This window comes from Microbacterium sp. zg.Y909 (assembly GCF_024626565.1).
The window spans coordinates 1-16973 of sequence record NZ_JANJFJ010000051.1; the positions used below are offsets into that span (position 1 = coordinate 1).

The 16973-nt window shown below is 70.2% G+C and carries 11 protein-coding genes; all 11 read right to left on the reverse strand.

Annotation, left to right across the window (positions count from 1 at the left end):
• On the reverse strand, nucleotides 1-6543 hold a 6543-nt coding region (locus tag NQ160_RS06110), incomplete at its 3' end, for a prealbumin-like fold domain-containing protein (RefSeq protein ID WP_257514343.1).
• Nucleotides 6544-6834: 291 nt separating this feature from the next.
• Entirely contained in the window at nucleotides 6835-7206 is a 372-nt protein-coding gene (locus NQ160_RS06115; protein ID WP_257514344.1) for an Rv0909 family putative TA system antitoxin, read from the reverse strand.
• A 115-nt stretch (nucleotides 7207-7321) separates the two neighbouring features.
• Nucleotides 7322-8497 carry an elongation factor Tu gene (tuf, locus tag NQ160_RS06120; protein ID WP_257514345.1) on the reverse strand — a complete coding sequence of 392 codons (1176 nt, stop codon included), beginning with the start codon at nucleotides 8495-8497 and terminating at the stop codon, nucleotides 7322-7324.
• A 154-nt stretch (nucleotides 8498-8651) separates the two neighbouring features.
• Nucleotides 8652-10766 (reverse strand): elongation factor G, encoded by a 2115-nt coding sequence (gene fusA / locus NQ160_RS06125; protein ID WP_257495792.1) that lies wholly within the window; start codon nucleotides 10764-10766, stop codon nucleotides 8652-8654.
• Between the two features lie 101 nt (nucleotides 10767-10867).
• On the reverse strand, nucleotides 10868-11338 hold the full coding sequence (gene rpsG / locus NQ160_RS06130) for a 30S ribosomal protein S7 (protein WP_257495791.1): 471 nt from the start codon (nucleotides 11336-11338) through the stop codon (nucleotides 10868-10870).
• 5 nt (nucleotides 11339-11343) lie between these two features.
• Nucleotides 11344-11712 carry a 30S ribosomal protein S12 gene (gene rpsL / locus NQ160_RS06135; RefSeq protein WP_257495790.1) on the reverse strand — a complete coding sequence of 123 codons (369 nt, stop codon included), beginning with the start codon at nucleotides 11710-11712 and terminating at the stop codon, nucleotides 11344-11346.
• Nucleotides 11713-11948: 236 nt separating this feature from the next.
• Nucleotides 11949-13583, reverse strand: a complete 1635-nt coding sequence (locus NQ160_RS06140) for a DUF5684 domain-containing protein (protein WP_257514346.1) — start codon at nucleotides 13581-13583, stop codon at nucleotides 11949-11951.
• A gap of 120 nt (nucleotides 13584-13703) precedes the next feature.
• Entirely contained in the window at nucleotides 13704-14366 is a 663-nt protein-coding gene (locus NQ160_RS06145) for a spermidine/putrescine ABC transporter substrate-binding protein (protein ID WP_257514347.1), read from the reverse strand.
• 73 nt (nucleotides 14367-14439) lie between these two features.
• Nucleotides 14440-14910, reverse strand: a complete 471-nt coding sequence (locus tag NQ160_RS06150) for a hypothetical protein (protein WP_257514348.1) — start codon at nucleotides 14908-14910, stop codon at nucleotides 14440-14442.
• Nucleotides 14910-15992: an ABC transporter gene (locus tag NQ160_RS06155; protein WP_257514349.1), complete on the reverse strand. Its 1083-nt coding sequence runs from the start codon at nucleotides 15990-15992 to the stop codon at nucleotides 14910-14912. Before NQ160_RS06155 ends, NQ160_RS06150 begins: the two co-directional genes overlap by 1 nt.
• A gap of 146 nt (nucleotides 15993-16138) precedes the next feature.
• Nucleotides 16139-16735 (reverse strand): hypothetical protein, encoded by a 597-nt coding sequence (locus NQ160_RS06160; protein ID WP_257514350.1) that lies wholly within the window; start codon nucleotides 16733-16735, stop codon nucleotides 16139-16141.
• Nucleotides 16736-16973: the final 238 nt, after the last annotated feature.

Consider the following 16973-nt stretch of genomic DNA (forward strand, 5'->3'; position numbering starts at 1 on the left):
CTGCTGCGCCGCACCGTCGCTCTTGTCGACGGTCACCGGGGCGGTCTCCACGGTCACGCAGCCCTCGGCATCCACCACGATCTCGCCGGAGGTGACACCTGCGGTGTTGACGATTCCGCCGCCGGTGGTGGCGCACGGGCCCGGGTCCGTCGCTTCGACGGTCGGACGCAGCACGCCGCTGACGGTGTACACCAGGGATGCCGCAGGCTGCAGCTGCCCTGTGAACACCGCCGCGGTCTCGCCCGGCGCCGCTGTCGCGGTCGTCGGGGCCGGCGCATCGCCGACGGCGGCGATGGTCCACGCGCCCCCGACGAGCTCCCAACCGTCCGGAACATCCGGGAGCGTATCGGTCAGCGCTGCCTGCACCGCCACCGCACCCGGGTTGCTCAGCGTCAGCGTGTACGAGACGTTCCACGAGGCGTCGGGGTTCTGCGTGGCGGGGTCGACGCCGGTCTTCACCAGGGTCGGGAACGCCGGCTCGCCGCAGCCGAACACGGTCTGGTCGTCCTCGCCGGTGGCCGACAGCGTCGCGGAGTTGAGGAATCCGCCCGCCGAGGGCACGCCGGGCGCGGTGTCGCACCGCCAGGTGTCGCCGTCCTGGGTGCCGTTCGCGATCGACGCCGTCACCGTCACCGTGTAGGTGTGCGTCGCCCGCGCCGCGGGGTCACCGCTGGTCGGCAGCGAGACGTCGGTGGCGAGGGTGGCGGTCCCGGCCGGCAGCGTGAACTCGCCCGAAGTGCCGTCGGGGCCGGTCCAGGTGGCCGCTGTCGGCGTGATCCCTTCGCCGTACTGCAGCGCGTCGGCGAGGCTGTAGATGAAGGTCGAGGTGTCGGAGTTGTTGGTGACGACGATGTCGTAGGAGATGGTCCACGTGCCGTCGGCGTTGTGCACCGGCGAACCGTCCGTCACCTGCTTGTCGATCGTCCCCTCCGCGCGGATCGCCGTGTTGACGATCTCGCAGGTGACGTCGACGCCGAGGCTGAGTCGCACGACTCCGGCCGAGACGAGCGGGTAGGCGGCGCCGCCGTCGGTCTCGACGCAGGCCCAGTCACCGGCGGTGTATCCGGATGGCCCGAACGTCTCCGACAATGCGTAGTCGACATCGGCGGCGACCTGCCCGGACACCGCGGCGGTGGTCGTCCCGGTGCGGGTGCCTTCGCCCGACAGCACGGGGTCGCTCTCGCCCGCGACGGCGTTGAGCGTCCACTGCTCGGGCGTGGCGGTGCCGACGCCGCTCTGGTTGTCGACGTTCTTCACCAGCGTGAGCGTCGGGGCGATGGCCGCATTGGTGAACGTGCACGTGACGGACTGGCCGTTGGCGACGGTCACGACGGGAGCGTCGCGGGTGACGCCGCCGGTGTCGCACGACAGCGCGGTCCACGCGTAGTCCGCGATCTGGTCGACCTCGGCCAGCGTGTAGCTGCCGGCGGGCACCGACTGGGTCTGGGCGTGGTCGAAGACGAGCGCCTCGCCCGCAGCGGGCTGGGCCGTCAGTCGCTGGTTCCAGTCGGCCGGTACCGCGCTGCCGCCCAGGGTGTTGTCGACGTCCTTGACCAGGGTGAGGGAGCCGGGCAGGTCGGTGTTCCCGAACGTGCAGGTGACGTCCTCGGCCAGCCCCAGGGTGAGCGATGGCGCCTCGGGCGAGACGGCGGCGCCGTTGTCGCAGACGAGCGAGGTCCAGTCATACCCGGCCGGGCCGCCGGATTCGGCGAGGGTGAACTCCACGCCGGCCGGGACGGCGACGGCGGTGACGGCGGGCGTGCCGGTGACGCCGCTGAGTGCGGGCCCGCCGGGGGTGCTCGCCGCGAGCGTCCACTCGGTGGGCTCGGCGGTGCCGCCGTTGGCGTTGGTGACGGTCTTCACCAGCGTCAGCGTGGGTGCGACGTCGTCGTTGGTGAAGGAGCAGACGACCTCTTCGCCGTTGGCGACGGTGACGGTGGGCGATTCCAGCGTCGTCGACCCGGTGCTGCAGGTCAGTGCCGTCCACTCGTAGCCCTCCGGGCCACCGGACTCGGCGAGGGTGTACTCACCGGCGGTGACCTGCTGTGACACGTCGTGGTCGAAGGCGATGGCCGTCCCCCCGGCGGGCTGCGCCGTGAGTGCCTGGTTCCAGTCCGTCGGCACGGCGGTGCCCCCGTCGTCGTTGACGACCTGCTTGAGCAGGGTGAGGGTTCCCGGCACATCGTTGTTCGCGAACGTGCAGGTGACCTCTTCGGCGAGCGCCAGGGTCAGGGTTGGGTCGGCCACCGAGGCATCGGCGCCGTTGTCGCACGAGAGCGACGACCAGTCGTAGCCATCCGGTCCGGTCTCGGCGAGCGTGTACTCGCTGTTGGCCGGGACGGTGACCGCGGTGACGGCGGGCGCGCCGGTCGCACCCGACAGGTCGGGTCCGCCCGGGGTCGTCGCCGACAGCGTCCAGTCGGTCGCCGCCGCGGTGCCGCCGTTGTCGTTCACGACGGTCTTCACGAGGGTGAGCGTGGGCGCGATGTCGTCGTTGACGAAGGTGCAGGTGACGTTGTCCCCGTTGGGCACCGTGACCGTCGGGGAGGTCACGGAGGTCTGGCCCGTGGTGCAGGACAGGCCGGTCAACTCGTAGCCCGCGAGCTGGTCGATCTCGGCGAGCGTGTACGTTCCGCCCGGAACGCCGATCGTCTCGCTGTGGTCGAAGACCAGGGTCTCGCCGGTGGCGGGCTGCGCGGTGAGCCGCTGATTCCAGTCTTCCGGCACGGCCGTGCCCCCGTTGTCGTTGACGATCTCCTTGACCAGGGTGAGACTGCCGGCGAGGTCGGTGTTGCTGAAGGTGCACGTGACGTCCTCGGCGAGACCGAGGGTCAGTGTCGGGCTCTCCGGAGAGATCTCGGCGCCGTTGTCGCACGAGAGCGCGACCCAGTCGTACCCGGTGGGCCCACCGCTCTCGGCGAGCGTGTAGGTCGCGCCCGCCGGGACGGTGACGCCGGTGACGGTCGTCGCTCCCGAGACGCCCGTGAGGTCCGGCCCGCCGGGGGTGGTCGCCGACAGCGTCCAGTCCGTCGCCACGGCCGTCCCGCCCTGGGCGTTCGTGACCTCCTTGACCAGCGTGAGGGTGGGGGCGATGTCGTCGTTGACGAACGTGCAGGTGACGTCTTCGCCGACCTGGAGCGTCAGCGTCGGGCTCGACGGCGACACGGCCGCCCCGTTGTCGCACGTGAGCGACGCCCACGTGTATCCATCCGGGCCGCTCTCGGCGAGGGTGTACGGGACGCCGCCGATCACGGGAACCGCGGTCACCTCGGCGCTGCCGGTCACCCCGGTCAGCCCCGGTTCTCCCGGACTCGTCGCCGACAGCGTCCACTCGGTGTCCGCCGCGGTGCCGCCGCTGTCGTTCGTGACGGTCTTCACCAGCGTGAGGGTGGGCGCGACGTCGACGTTGACGAAGCGGTAGGTGCTGGCGCCGAGTGCCGGCACGCTCACCGTCGGTTCGACCTCGGTCCACACGCCGTCGATCAGCTGTTCCAGCGCGAACTGTCGGTACCCGGGGCCGCCCCCGGCTTCGGAGAGCGTGTACTCCTGGCCCGGCCGTACGGAGAAGGTGTTCGCCGCCGTTGCGCTGGGCGCTCCGGTGACGGTGGTCGGCGTGAGGCCGGGGACGCCGGCCGCCGGGTCTGCGGTCAGCTCCCACGCGTCGGCGGTGAGCGTGCCGCCTTCGTCGTTGACGACCTCCTTGAGCAGCGTGATGACGGCCGTCTGGTTGGTTGCGGTGCAAGTGACCTCCTGCCCCAGGGCGACGGTGACGCCGCCGTCTGCGCCGTCGTAATCGCTGCCGCCGACGACGCAGTCCCAGCTACCCGTAGCCCCCTCGATCAGCGTTGCGCCCTCCTCCACCGTCTGCAGGTAGGTGGCGGGTCCGGTCTCTGCGAGCAGGTAGCGCACACCCGGGGTCACCGGTGCGCTCGTCCCGCTCACCCCGGTGGGTCCAGGCAGACCTGTCCCCCCGATCGGCGATGAGGTGAGGGTGAAGTCATCCGCCGTCGCGTCGCCGTTGGCGATCGATTTCACCAGCGTCAACGTGGTGACGCACGTCACGGTGTTGGTGACCGTCACGACGTTCGGGTCGTCCTGCGTGATCACATAGTCGCCGGCTCCGCTGGAGGTATAAGTACACCCCGACGGCAGGTCCGTGACGTCTTCGCCGATCGCGACCGTGTCGCCCGGTGTGAACTGCGTGTAGGTGGTGCCGAACGTGCGCGGCTCACCGTCGAGCGTAAGGTCGGCGGTGCCCACGGGCTGTTCGCCGTCGTCGTAGGAGACCCCGTCGACGACCCACTGCTTGTCCACGCGCAGTGAGACGGTGGGGGCGGGCGCCCGGTTGTAGACCGTGCAGGTGACGATTCCGCCCTGCTGAGCCGTGGTGGTGAAACCCAGGTCCCCGCTGTCGGTGACGGCGACGGGCGCGCCGGTATTGTCCGCACAGGCAGCGTTGGCGCCCCCTTGCGGCACCAGTTCGAACCCTTGCTGCTGGGTCTCGGTGATCGTGACGTCGGCGGTGCCGCCGACGGGGATGTCGCGGGCAGCGAAGCTGACCGCGCCGGTGTCGTTCGTCTCCCCGGATGCCGGCTCGACCGTCACGCCGGCGGTCTCGCTGGTCGCACCGAAGGTCCACCCGGCGGAGGGCGTCGCGTCGGCGATGTCGCCGTCGGAGGGGATGACGAGCTTGGTGACGTTGACGGTGCCGGCGCACTCGCCCAGGGCGCGTTCCTCGAGGAACCTCCGCAGATCCTCGTAGTCGTCGACCAGGAAGTAGTCCTGCCCCTCGGTGGGTCCTGAGATCGCCTGCAGGTTCTGCTCCTCGCCGGCCGACGCCGGTCCGATGCCCACGCCGACCACGCTGGTGCCACGCTCGATCTTGAGCGCGTTGGCGGAGAACACGGCGTTCTCCATCTCGACGATGCGGGTGCGGCTGCCGGGGCCCGACGGCGCACCACCGGTGCCGGTTCCCGGAGGACCGTAGAAGGTCGGACTGCCGTCGGTGAGCACGAGTACGACGTCGAGGGTGTCGGCGGCACTGGCCTGGGTGACCTGCCAGAGCCCCTGGTCCCAGTTCGTCCCCTGCCGCCAGTCGCCGGTGTTGACGACCGTGAGGCCGTTCGCCTTGTTGCGCACCGTGGCCGCGCCCGACGCGGTGGACACGGGCGTGAGGGGCAGGGTGGTGTTCGCGGCACCGGCGGCGGGGGCGCCGCCGGCGAACGTCCAGATGCCGATCGAGGACGGGGTGCCCTCGAGCGTGTCGACGAAGCCAGCGGCTGCGTTGCGCAGGTCCTGCTGCGATGCCTGCAGCGAGTTGGAGAGGTCGACGAGAAGCCCCACCCGCAATCCGCAGGTCTGGGCCACCTGCGGGTTCTCTGCGGCGTTCGCCCACTGAGTGCCGCGCGCCAGATTGTTGCTGCTCCCCGTGACCTGCTGCGGGTAGGCCACGGTCTCGCCGGGGGGAATGACCGCCGTGCGCAGCCGGTAGGGCTGCTGCGTGATCGTCGTCTCGCCGACGTCGAAGCTGTCGACGATGCGATAACCCGGGGGCGCCGCCGTCTCGATGATCCAATACTGGGCACCCGAGGCCACCGTCACCTCGCAGAGGCCGTCCGCGGCAGTCACGCAGGTCCCGACGAGGTTCGCGGGATCGGTGTCGGGCTCGGTGTCCGTCCCGCCGCTGTAGACCGAGAACGTCGCCCCGGCCAGCGGCCCGACAGTCTGAGCGCCGGTGCGCTCGCCGCCCTTGCTCAGCACGAGCGTGCTCGGCGCGGTGGAGGTGTGCGTGAAGGTGCACGAGGCGACGAGCGAGGCGCTTCCGGTGCCGATGTACTGCAGCAGCGCCTCGGCCTGGGTGAACTGCAGGCGGTTGTTTCCGCTGGTGTCGTTGAGGACGCAGCTGAGCGTGGTGGTGTAGTCGTCGGTGACGCCGGGGGTGCCGATGGCCTCCAGCGTGTACGAGCCGGGCTTGGTGACACGGCGCGACTGCCCGCTGGTGAAGTCGTACCAGTCGTCGGTGCCGACGATGTTGGCGCGCAGCGCCCAGTCGGCCGGGGTCGCCGAGCCCCCCTGCACGACGTTCAAGATGCTCAGGGTGCCGCAGACGGAGTTGCCCCCCACACAGGCGCTGACGGCCGCAAGCGGCGTGACGATCCCCGGCTCCTCCGCGAGCGGAGCCGCCTCTTCGGGAGCGGCCGGCGCATCCGTGGCCTCAGGCCCCGTCGGCGCGGGCGCCTCGGGCTCGGGAGCGGGCTGCTCCGGAGCGGGCTGTTCGGGGGCGGGAGCGGGGGCCTGCGGGGCAGGTGCCTCCGGTGTGGGCGGTTCGGGAGTCGGCTGCTCGGGCGCGGGCGACTCCGCCGGCGTCGGCGGGGTCGGAGGCACGACCGCGGCCACCGCTGCGCCCGCGGGCGCGTTCGCGAAGGCCAAGGTGGCGATCAGCAGCGCGGTCAGCGTGAAGCGCGCGCTCCGACCCCCAGGTCGCTGCCACAGCGCCCGTCGTTCTGCCTGCCGCTGATTCCGGACACGCCGAATACCGCTCATCCCAGATCCTCGTCGCTTTCGTCGACGTACGGGCAGCCCCGAAGCGGACTCCCAAGACACGTGTTCCTCTGCGGCATGTGGCCCCCCAGGACCGCCTACAGCACGAGCTCATGCACAAGCTACAAACCGCCTGTGAGACCGTCAAGGCCCGTCGCTGATCGCGACTGCGCACAGCGACGCCCTCGGGAGGATCTCCGAGGGCGTCGCTGTGCGCTCGAGCGCGGCACGGGCGTGCCGCAACTGAGGCGTGTCGTGTTCCGGGTTCGACTGACGAGAACCGGGACGCGGGCGTTATGCGATGCCCGCGGACCCGGGCGCATCGGCCGTGGGATTGTCGTCCGCGGCGGGCTTGTCTGTGGCCGGCTTGTCCGCGGCGGGGGCGGGGCTCTGCGCGTCCTTCGCCGCAGCGTCCGCCGAGGCGGCCGCTTCGGCACCGCTGCCGCCCGCGTTGCCGCCGCCCACGGCGCCGTCCACCTTCTCGCGCACGCTGTCGACCTTGGCATGGGCCGACTCGGGCGTGATCTTCTTGACGAACTCCGCCGCCGCGTTGATCACACTGTCGCTGACGTGCTCGGCCTTGTCCGAGCGCAGCGCCTGCTCGATCTTCTCCTTGTTCTGCTCGAGGAATTCCTTGCTCTTGTTCACCACGTCGTCGATGCCCATGGGTTCCCCCTTGTCGGTGCGCGGACGGTCCGCTCGCGTTCATCATGACCCCGCCCCCGGACGCACGAAACCCCCCGGATCACTCCGGGGGGTTTCGTGAAGGAACTCCGAAGAGTTACTTGATGATCTTGGTCACCGTGCCGGCGCCGACGGTGCGGCCACCCTCACGGATCGCGAAGCCGAGGCCCTCTTCCAGCTCGACCGTCATGTCCGTGGTGTCACCGGGCATGACCATCTCGGTGCCCTCGGGCAGCGAGATGACGCCGGTGACGTCCGTGGTGCGGAAGTAGAACTGCGGGCGGTAGTTCGTGTAGAAGGGGTTGTGACGGCCACCCTCCTCCTTGGAGAGGATGTACGCGGTGCCCTCGAAGTCGGTGTGCGGCGTAACCGAACCCGGCTTCACGATGACCTGGCCACGCTCGACGTCGTCACGCTTGGTGCCGCGCAGGAGCAGACCACAGTTCTCGCCGGCCCAGGCCTCGTCGAGCTGCTTGTGGAACATCTCGATACCGGTGACGATCGTCTTCTGCGTCGGACGCAGACCCACGATCTCGACCTCGGAGTTGATGGCCAGCGTGCCGCGCTCGGCGCGACCCGTGACGACCGTGCCACGGCCGGTGATGGTGAAGACGTCCTCGACAGGCATGAGGAACGGCTTGTCCTTGTCACGCACCGGGTCGGGGATGGACTCGTCGACGGCCTCCATGAGCTCGACGATCGACTGAACCCACTTCTCGTCGCCCTCGAGAGCCTTCAGGCCCGAGACGCGAACGACGGGGGCGTTGTCGCCATCGAAGTCCTGCGAGGAGAGAAGCTCGCGCACCTCGAGCTCGACGAGCTCCAGGATCTCCTCGTCGTCGACCATGTCCGACTTGTTCAGCGCGACCAGCAGGTACGGCACGCCGACCTGCTTGGCGAGCAGCACGTGCTCACGCGTCTGAGCCATCGGGCCGTCGGTCGCCGCGACCACGAGGATCGCGCCGTCCATCTGAGCGGCACCGGTGATCATGTTCTTGATGTAGTCGGCGTGACCGGGCGCGTCGACGTGCGCGTAGTGGCGCTTGGGGGTCTCGTACTCGACGTGCGAGATGTTGATCGTGATGCCGCGCTGACGCTCCTCGGGGGCCGAGTCGATCGACGCGAAGTCGCGCTGCACGTTGGTGGCCGACGGGTACTTGTCGGCGAGCACCTTGGAGATCGCCGCGGTCAGCGTGGTCTTGCCGTGGTCAACGTGACCGATGGTTCCGATGTTGACGTGCGGCTTGGTCCGCTCGAACTTGGCCTTAGCCACTGGGTCCTCCTCAGGACAGTCGTGTAGTGCAACGGGCGCTGGATTGCGACCGGGGCGCTACGGGGATTGGTTCAGTCTAGTAGACAGGTGGGTATTCAGTTGGGTGGATGCCGGGAGCTCACCGCGAAGGTGAGGCGAGCTCCCGGCCCCAGGGTTATTCGCCCTTGTTCTTCTGGACGATCTCGTCGGCCACCGCGCGAGGAACCTCGGCGTAGCTGTCGAATTCCATCGAGTAGACGGCACGGCCCGAGGTCTTCGAGCGCAGGTCGCCGATGTAGCCGAACATCTCGGACAGCGGCACCAGAGCGCGCACGACCTTGACGCCGGCGGCATCCTCCATCGACTGGATCTGGCCACGACGCGAGTTCAGGTCGCCGATGACGTCTCCCATGTACTCCTCGGGAGTACGCACCTCGACGCTCATGAGCGGCTCGAGGATGACGGGGTTCGCCTTGCGCAGCGCTTCCTTGAAGCCCATGGAGCCGGCGATCTTGAACGCCATCTCCGAGGAGTCCACGTCGTGCGAGGCGCCGTCGAGCAGGGTGGCCTTGACGCCCACGATGGGGTAGCCGGCGAGCACGCCGACGTTCATCGCGTCCTGGAAGCCCTGGTTGGTCGGCTCGATGTACTCGCGCGGGATGCGGCCACCGGTGACCTTGTTCTCGAACTCGTACGTCTTGTCGGCCGTGACCTCGAGCGGCTCGATCGCGAACTGGATCTTCGCGAACTGACCCGAACCACCGGTCTGCTTCTTGTGGGTGTAGTCGTGACGCTCGACGGCCTTGCGGATCGTCTCGCGGTACGCCACCTGGGGCTTGCCGACGTTCGCCTCGACGCGGAACTCGCGCTTCATGCGGTCGACCAGGATGTCCAGGTGCAGCTCGCCCATGCCCTTGATGACGGTCTGACCCGTCTCGGGGTTCAGCTCGGTGCGGAAGGTCGGGTCTTCTTCGGCCAGCTTCTGGATCGCCAGACCCAGCTTCTCCTGGTCGGCCTTGGTCTTGGGCTCGATCGCGACCTCGATGACCGGCTCGGGGAACGTCATCGACTCCAGCACGACGGGCTGCGCCGGGTCGGCCAGGGTGTCACCGGTGGTGGTGTCCTTGAGGCCGATGACGGCGTAGATGTTGCCCGCGGTGACCGAGTCGACCGGGTTCTCCTTGTTGGCGTGCATCTGGAAGATCTTGCCGATGCGCTCCTTCTTGCCCTTGGTGGAGTTGACCACCTGAGCGCCCGAGTCCAGGTGACCGGAGTACACGCGGATGTAGGTCAGGCGACCGAAGAAGGGGTGCACCGCGACCTTGAACGCCAGCGCGGCGAACGGGTCGTTGGCGTCGGGGTGGCGCTCGATGATCTTCTCTTCGTCCTTGGGGTCGTGCGCCTCGATGGCGGGCACGTCCAGGGGCGAGGGGAGGTAGTCCACGACCGCGTCGAGCATCGGCTGCACGCCGCGGTTCTTGAACGCCGAGCCGCAGAGCACGGGGTACAGGTCACCGTTGACGGTGAGCTTGCGGATCGCACCCTTGATCTCGGCGAGCGTGAGCTCCTCGCCGCCGAAGTACTTCTCCAGCAGGACCTCGTCGGTCTCGGCGACGGTCTCGAGCAGCTTCTCGCGGTACTCGGCGGCACGGTCGGCGAGGTCGGCGGGAATCTCCTGCACCTCGTACTTGGCGCCCATGGTGACGTCACCCTTGGAGTCGCCGGGCCATACCAGAGCGCGCATCTCGACGAGGTCGATGACGCCGACGAAGTCGTTCTCAGCGCCGATGGGCAGCTGCAGCACGAGGGGCTTGGCGCCCAGACGCTTGATGATGGTGTCGACGGTGAAGTAGAAGTCAGCACCCAGCTTGTCCATCTTGTTGACGAAGCAGATGCGGGGGACGTCGTACTTGTCGGCCTGACGCCAGACGGTCTCGGACTGGGGCTCGACGCCCTCCTTGCCGTCGAAGACGGCGACGGCACCGTCGAGCACGCGCAGCGAACGCTCGACCTCGACCGTGAAGTCGACGTGGCCGGGGGTGTCGATGATGTTGATCTGGTTCTTGTTCCAGAAGCAGGTCACGGCGGCAGACGTGATCGTGATGCCGCGCTCCTTCTCCTGCTCCATCCAGTCGGTGGTCGAGGCGCCGTCGTGCGTCTCACCGAGCTTGTGGTTGACGCCCGTGTAGAAGAGGATGCGCTCGGTCGTCGTCGTCTTGCCGGCATCGATGTGGGCCATGATGCCGATGTTGCGGACCTTGTTGAGGTCGGTGAGCACGTCTTGTGCCACGGGGTGTCCTTACGTTTCGTTGCGGATGTCGCGGGGTGCTGGCCCCACCGACGGGCCCAGGGGTCGGATCTTCATCCGACCCCCGGACCGTCGACGGAGGTTTACCAGCGGTAGTGGGCGAAGGCGCGGTTCGACTCGGCCATCTTGTGGGTGTCCTCACGGCGCTTGACCGCGGCACCCAGGCCGTTCGAGGCATCCAGGATCTCGTTCTGGAGGCGCTCGGTCATCGTCTTCTCACGACGACCCTTCGCGTAGCTGACGAGCCAACGCAGCGCCAGCGTGTTGGCGCGGTGAGGCTTGACCTCGACCGGCACCTGGTAGGTCGAGCCACCGACGCGGCGGCTCTTGACCTCGAGGGTGGGGCGCACGTTGTCGAGCGCCTTCTTGAGGGTGGCAACTGCGTCCTGGCCGTTCTTGGCCTCGACACCGCGCAGGGCGGTGTACACGATCGACTCGGCGATGGACTTCTTGCCATCGACGAGGATCTTGTTGACGAGCTGGCTGACGATCGGTGCGCCGTAGACCGGGTCGTTGACGACCGGGCGCTTCGGGGCGGGTCCCTTACGAGGCATCTAACTCAACCCTTCTTCGCGCCGTAGCGGCTGCGGGCCTGCTTGCGGTTCTTGACGGCCTGGGTGTCCAGGGCGCCACGGACGATCTTGTAACGGACACCCGGAAGGTCCTTCACACGACCACCGCGCACGAGCACCAGCGAGTGCTCCTGCAGGTTGTGTCCCTCACCGGGGATGTAGGCGGTGACCTCGGTGCCGTTGCGGAGCTTGACACGGGCGACCTTGCGCATCGCCGAGTTCGGCTTCTTCGGCGTGGTCGTGTAGACGCGGGTGCAGACCCCGGCCTGCTGCGGGTTCGACTTCAGGGCGGGAGCCTTGGTCTTGACGACCTTCGGCGAGCGACCCTTGCGAACCAACTGCTGAATGGTTGGCACGTTCTCTCCTTGTAATGCTGCACGGTGACAGCGTCGTGGTTTCACCACAGATCCACCGGCGCGGCGGGAATCGCCGAGCGTTCGTGGTGGATATGCCGTGGGGGTGGCCTGTTCGCAGACCGGTCCCTCAGGTGCGGCGCGTTCCGTGCTCGTCCCGTACCACGGCACGACACAGAGCGCGCAATGCGCACACCCGCTCCATGATACGCGCGCGGGGCCAAGCGGTCAAACGGCGGTCACCCGTCGGTGCGCACCAGCCGGTAGGCGGCGTCACCCAGCAGGAACCGCTCCCCCGGCGCGAGCTCGGCGCCCGGCTCGGCCTCGACCTCGGTGCCCATGAGGGTCGGCAGCATGACGCCGTTCGTCGAGCCGAGGTCGGTGATGCTCCAGCGGTCGCCGCGCAGCTCGAGCCGCGCGTGGGTCTTCGAGACGGTGCGGGTGTCGTCGGGGACGGCGACCAGCTGTGCGCCACGGTGGGCGGGGTCGGATGCCGGCTGGCGTCCGAGGATCACGACGTCGGCGGTCAGGTCGATCGCGGCGCCCGACGCGGGCTGGAGCGCCCACACCACCCGGCGACGGCGGGCGATCACCGTCTGGTCGACGAAGTCCTCGGGCGCCCCGGCCCGCGTCACGTCGCCCCGGGCCGCGCGCGGCGCCCCCGCGACGGGGGCACCGGCGACCGCCGAGACCTCGTCGTCGGTGTCGAGGGGGAATTCCGGGCCCGGGGTGGCGACGTCGCGCCGCGGTGCGGCGGGCGCACGGGTGACGCGCAGCGCGGGGTCGATGTCGACCGGGGCGGTGCGCAGTCGCGCGCGGGAGGCCGGGGCGACCGCGGCGACCGGCTCCGCGGCAGCGCGCGGCGGCGAAGCGTCACCGGTCCGGGCGCGCTCGGGACCGGTCGCGCCGTCTTCCATCAGGGCGGGCATGCCCGTGGCCACGGGGCGAGCGGGCACCGGCTCGCCCTCCGGCGGCTGGGAGATCGCCGACACCTCGTCGAACCCGCTCGCCCACCGCTGGTCGAACGAGGCGGCGGACGGGGTCGCGGGTGCCACCGGTTCGGGCGTGGGCGGCGGCGCCGGCGCCCACGGAACGGGATCGGCGGACTGGGCATCGGGCTGCGTGGGCCCTGCGGAATCGGTAGCAGGGTCGGACCCGGAATCGTCGGCGGGCGCGGCCGCTGCCACCGCGACGCGGTCGACAGGGGCCGTCGGCACCCGTGATGGCGGAGCCCACGCCGACGCCGCCGCAGGGGCGGGTGCGGGGGCGCCGACCTCCTCGGCCGGCACGTGCGTCGATGACGGCACGGGCTGCGAGGACGGCACCGGCCGCGACGGCAGCACCGGCTGCGCGGAAGGCTCGTCATCGGCGACGAGGGCCGGCTGCGAGGCGCCCGGCGCTGCGACGGGGACCGGCGCGAGCGCATCGCGGTCCGCGATCGCGTCGCCCGAGGCGGCGTCGCCGATGCGGGCGTAGGCCGGCGCGCTCACGGCATCCGTCCTCTGCCAGCGCGCGACGCCGAACCCGACGACGCTCGCCCAGACCGGGAACAGCACGGCGGCGAGCAGCGTCATACCGCCGCCGAGACCGAACGCCCGGTTGATGCGGTGGACGGCGACGATCGTCGCCACCCAGAACGCCACCGCCCCGAGGACCGGGATCAGCACGAGCAGGAACAACCACCCGGACATGCCTGCGACCATCAGCAGGGTCACCTGGTTGACGATCGGGACCCAGGCGCGCCAGGTCTCCTGGCCCATCTTGGCGAAGACGGCGGAGAGGGCCAGGGCGGTCCAGACGTACACGGCGACCGCGGGGATCACACCGAGCAGCAGAACGAGCACGAGGGGGGCGGTCGAGAAGCTATCGGACACGATGGTCTCGGACGCGACGCCGCGTCCACGCCTCCTCCCAGACAAGCCGCGCGGGAAGCCCCGCGACGCACGATGCCTCCACCATAGGGCCGGCGACGACCCCGCCGTCACTCGAGCACGTCACGCCGGCTCCGCGCCGTCCAGGTCAGGTCCGAAGGGGGCGTCGAGCGACCGGGTCAGCTCATCGAGCATCGCGGTGATCTGCGGTTCGACGTACTGCGTCACCCCCGCCTGGATGCGCAGGCGATGGCGCAGCAGCACGGCGCAGATCTCCCGGCCGATCATGTTGGCGTAGTCGTCCGCCAGGCCCACCTCCTGTCGGAGCGCGGCCTTGGCCTCGGGGCTGAGAGGAGGCAGCTCCGGCACGTCCGCTTCCGCCTCCTCCGCCATGCCCGCGATGGTGAAGAGGAACGGGGCGCCGGGGACGGGCTCCGGATCCAGCGGCAGCCCTTCGAATTCCGGCTCCAGGTTCTCGGCCGGGCGGTAGCTGCGCGCCCGGTTGCGGGCCGCCTGCTGGTCGAGCTCGGCCTGCAGCATCGGCAGGTTCTGCGAGGTGTATTGCGCGACCGCGTGGTCGACGATGGTCTTGATGCGCGTGGACAACCCGTGCTGCACGCCGTGCGGAACATCGGAGCCGAGTCCCGCCGCCGACAGCACCGGCGAGCCGAAGCACCGCCGGCACGGCGCGATGCGGCCGCGGTGCGTGGCCGGCTCCCAGCGCGGCAGCCAGCGCAGCCAGGCGTCGACGGCCTGGCTGACCTGCGTCTCAAGCGAGCGCTCCACCGTCACATTCTCGCCTGCCGCGGCCCCGGGCGCACGGATCGCCCCGCCGCGGCGGTGGCGATCCGCCCCGTGTTCACTCGTCCTCGTCGTTCTCCCAGGGCCAGCGGGGCCGGTCGGCCCGCGTGCGCACGAGTGCGACGGCGGCCCACCCCGCGACCGCTCCGACGGCGGCGACCACGACGGCGAACCACGACAGCACGAAGCTCCCCGCCAGCGCTGCCAGCAGCCCCGCGTCGACACCGGCGACCACCACCCCGATGACGAGACCGAGGACATAGCCGAGAAACGCCATGAGCGCGGTCAGTGCCGCGACGCCGTACGACGGACGCGGCGCCCGCAGCGTGATGACCAGCACGAGGGCGACTGCCACGATCGAGACCGCCGCGCCCACCACGCCGGGAATGGGCCCGGCGCCGGGCGCCACGAGCACGCTCCTGTCACTGACGAGGCTCGTCACGCCCAGCCCGCAGACGAGGAGTGCGAAGTATCCGACCAGCGCGAAGACGATCGCCGTAGCCGGCGCCATCCCCTCGCGCTCGGGCATCAGGGGCGGTACAGCTGCGGCCCGGCCTCGAGCGTGCGCTCGTATTCGCGCTGCGCCTCGGCGTTCAGCTCGGTGACGCGCCGACCGCGCGCGGACACCCACGCGCCGAACCAGATGGTCAGTTCGCGTCCCAGGATGAAGGCGACGGCCGCCAGCGGCACCAGCAGCTGCTCGTCGACCAGGTCGCGCGCTTCGCTCGGGCTCAGCAGCCAGAACGGCGCCTGGAAGAGCTGCCCCAGCAGGTGTCCGCCGTACGAGGCGAAGCCCACGAGCAGACCGAAGATCACCCAGTGCGCCCAGCGGCCGCGGTTGATGACGGCGCCCAGCAGCCAGAAGGCGAGGAAGAACACCACGACGGGCACCCAGAACGCCCAGGTGACGAGGATGTCCAGGGTCACGTCGACGAGGCTCTCGGCCGTGACCTCGCCCTCGATCGCACCGAAGCCCAGCCACGCGGCGAGATACAGCACGGCGAAGGCGACGGCGGCGACGAGGCCGATGGCACCTGCGGCGCCGCGGTTGCCGCGGGGGCGCGGCGCTTCGGGCGCCTGCACGAAGATCGGCTGCGGGCTGCCGGCGAAGCCGACGGCCGGCTCGCTCTGGGTGAGGACGGGCGAGTCGTACGGCACCGCGGCGGGCGGCTGGTACTCGTCAGCGACAGAAGCGCCAGAGGTGGTCTCGGGTGCGTCGTACGTCGTGACACGCTCGGCCGCGACAACCTCGGAGACGTCGTAGACGGGGCTCTGGGCGGCGTCGTAGCCCGAGGAGCTTGCCGGCTGGGCGTCGGTCATGTCGCGCACCGGCGCCACAGGCTCGGCCGGGTCGTAGCCGGCGGCAGCGTAGTCGTCGTCGGTGGGCTCGTAGTCCGGCGACAGCGGGTCGCGGGTGTCGGTCGCCGCGACGGGCTCCGACGCGGCGGGCTCCGTCGCGGACGGTGCCGACGCGGAGTCGGTCGGGTAGCCCTCGGCGGTGGCATCGCGGCCGGCGGCTTCCGCCTCGGCCAGACCCTCGTGGGCGCGTCCGACGACGTCGTCCACCGAGGTGGGTTCCTCCACCGGCTCGCCGTACTTCGGGTCGGTCATGGGATGCACTCCTCCTGCGGAGACACGTGCCACCGCAGTGCCGAGGCTAACGCCCACACCGGCCGGGGCCGCGCAGGCGTGCCGTCGTGTGTCGGACTCGGTGCGCCGATGCCTTCAGACACGGCCTCGATGCGGCAGCGACGAGCTCAGTCGCGCCAGACCGCCTCGGCCACGCGGGAGGCATAGCGTTCGGGATGCCATGCGGTCTCGACCGTCGACAGCCATCGGCCGTCGCCGAGCTCGAGGGTCTCGAAGACGTCGCCCTCCGCCCGCGTACAGCGCATCCGGTCGTCCGTCACCGTGGCGCAGCCGTAGCCGAGGCCGGGCAGCATCGACTGGGCCAGCTCCCCCGCGTCGGTGCCGGCGTCGGCGAGAGTGGTGACGATGGTGCCCGTCTCGGAGGTCCAGGTGCACGTGAAGCGCACTTCCGGGGCCACGGAGTCCACCAGCTCGCCGGCCGTGACAGCCGGCCCGGAGCGGTCCTCCACCAGATCGGACCCGGGCTCCCACGACAGGCCCGCCCACAGCGCATCGGAGTACAGCCTGCGGCAGTCGGCGGGACCCTCCGACAGGTTCTCCTCATCACCGACCTCGGCGCTCTGCCCGCCCAGCGTGTCACCGGCGGCGTTCACGACGGCCGGAAGCACCGGCCACGCCAGCCACACGAGGCCCGCCACCACCCCCGCGCTCAGGATGCCGAACGTCCACGCCAGCCACGCGCTGCGCTCACCCCTCCTGGACATGGTCACCTCCGTGCCCACGGTAGTCGTCGGCGGCGGTGCGGCGCCATGGGCGCGCGGACGACGAAGCGCCCCCGGAATGAACCGGGGGCGCTTGGTGTCACTGCGCGGGGCGGTGGGGCCGCCGAAGCGGCCCCACCCGCATCAGTTGTAGGTGCCGGGCGTGAAGTCGTCCGTCGAGAAGCTGTCGAAATCGACGTAGCTCAGGTCGGCATCGCTGTACGTGCCGTCCGAGGCGAAG

Bases quoted from the DNA above. Each gene is read 5' to 3' on its own strand.
- NQ160_RS06155 (WP_257514349.1), bottom strand. From the start codon at position 15,992: ATGACCGACCCGAAGTACGGCGAGCCGGTGGAGGAACCCACCTCGGTG.
- rpsG (WP_257495791.1), bottom strand. From the start codon at position 11,338: ATGCCTCGTAAGGGACCCGCCCCGAAGCGCCCGGTCGTCAACGACCCG.
- NQ160_RS06160 (WP_257514350.1), bottom strand. From the start codon at position 16,735: ATGTCCAGGAGGGGTGAGCGCAGCGCGTGGCTGGCGTGGACGTTCGGC.
- NQ160_RS06115 (WP_257514344.1), bottom strand. From the start codon at position 7,206: ATGGGCATCGACGACGTGGTGAACAAGAGCAAGGAATTCCTCGAGCAG.
- NQ160_RS06150 (WP_257514348.1), bottom strand. From the start codon at position 14,910: ATGCCCGAGCGCGAGGGGATGGCGCCGGCTACGGCGATCGTCTTCGCG.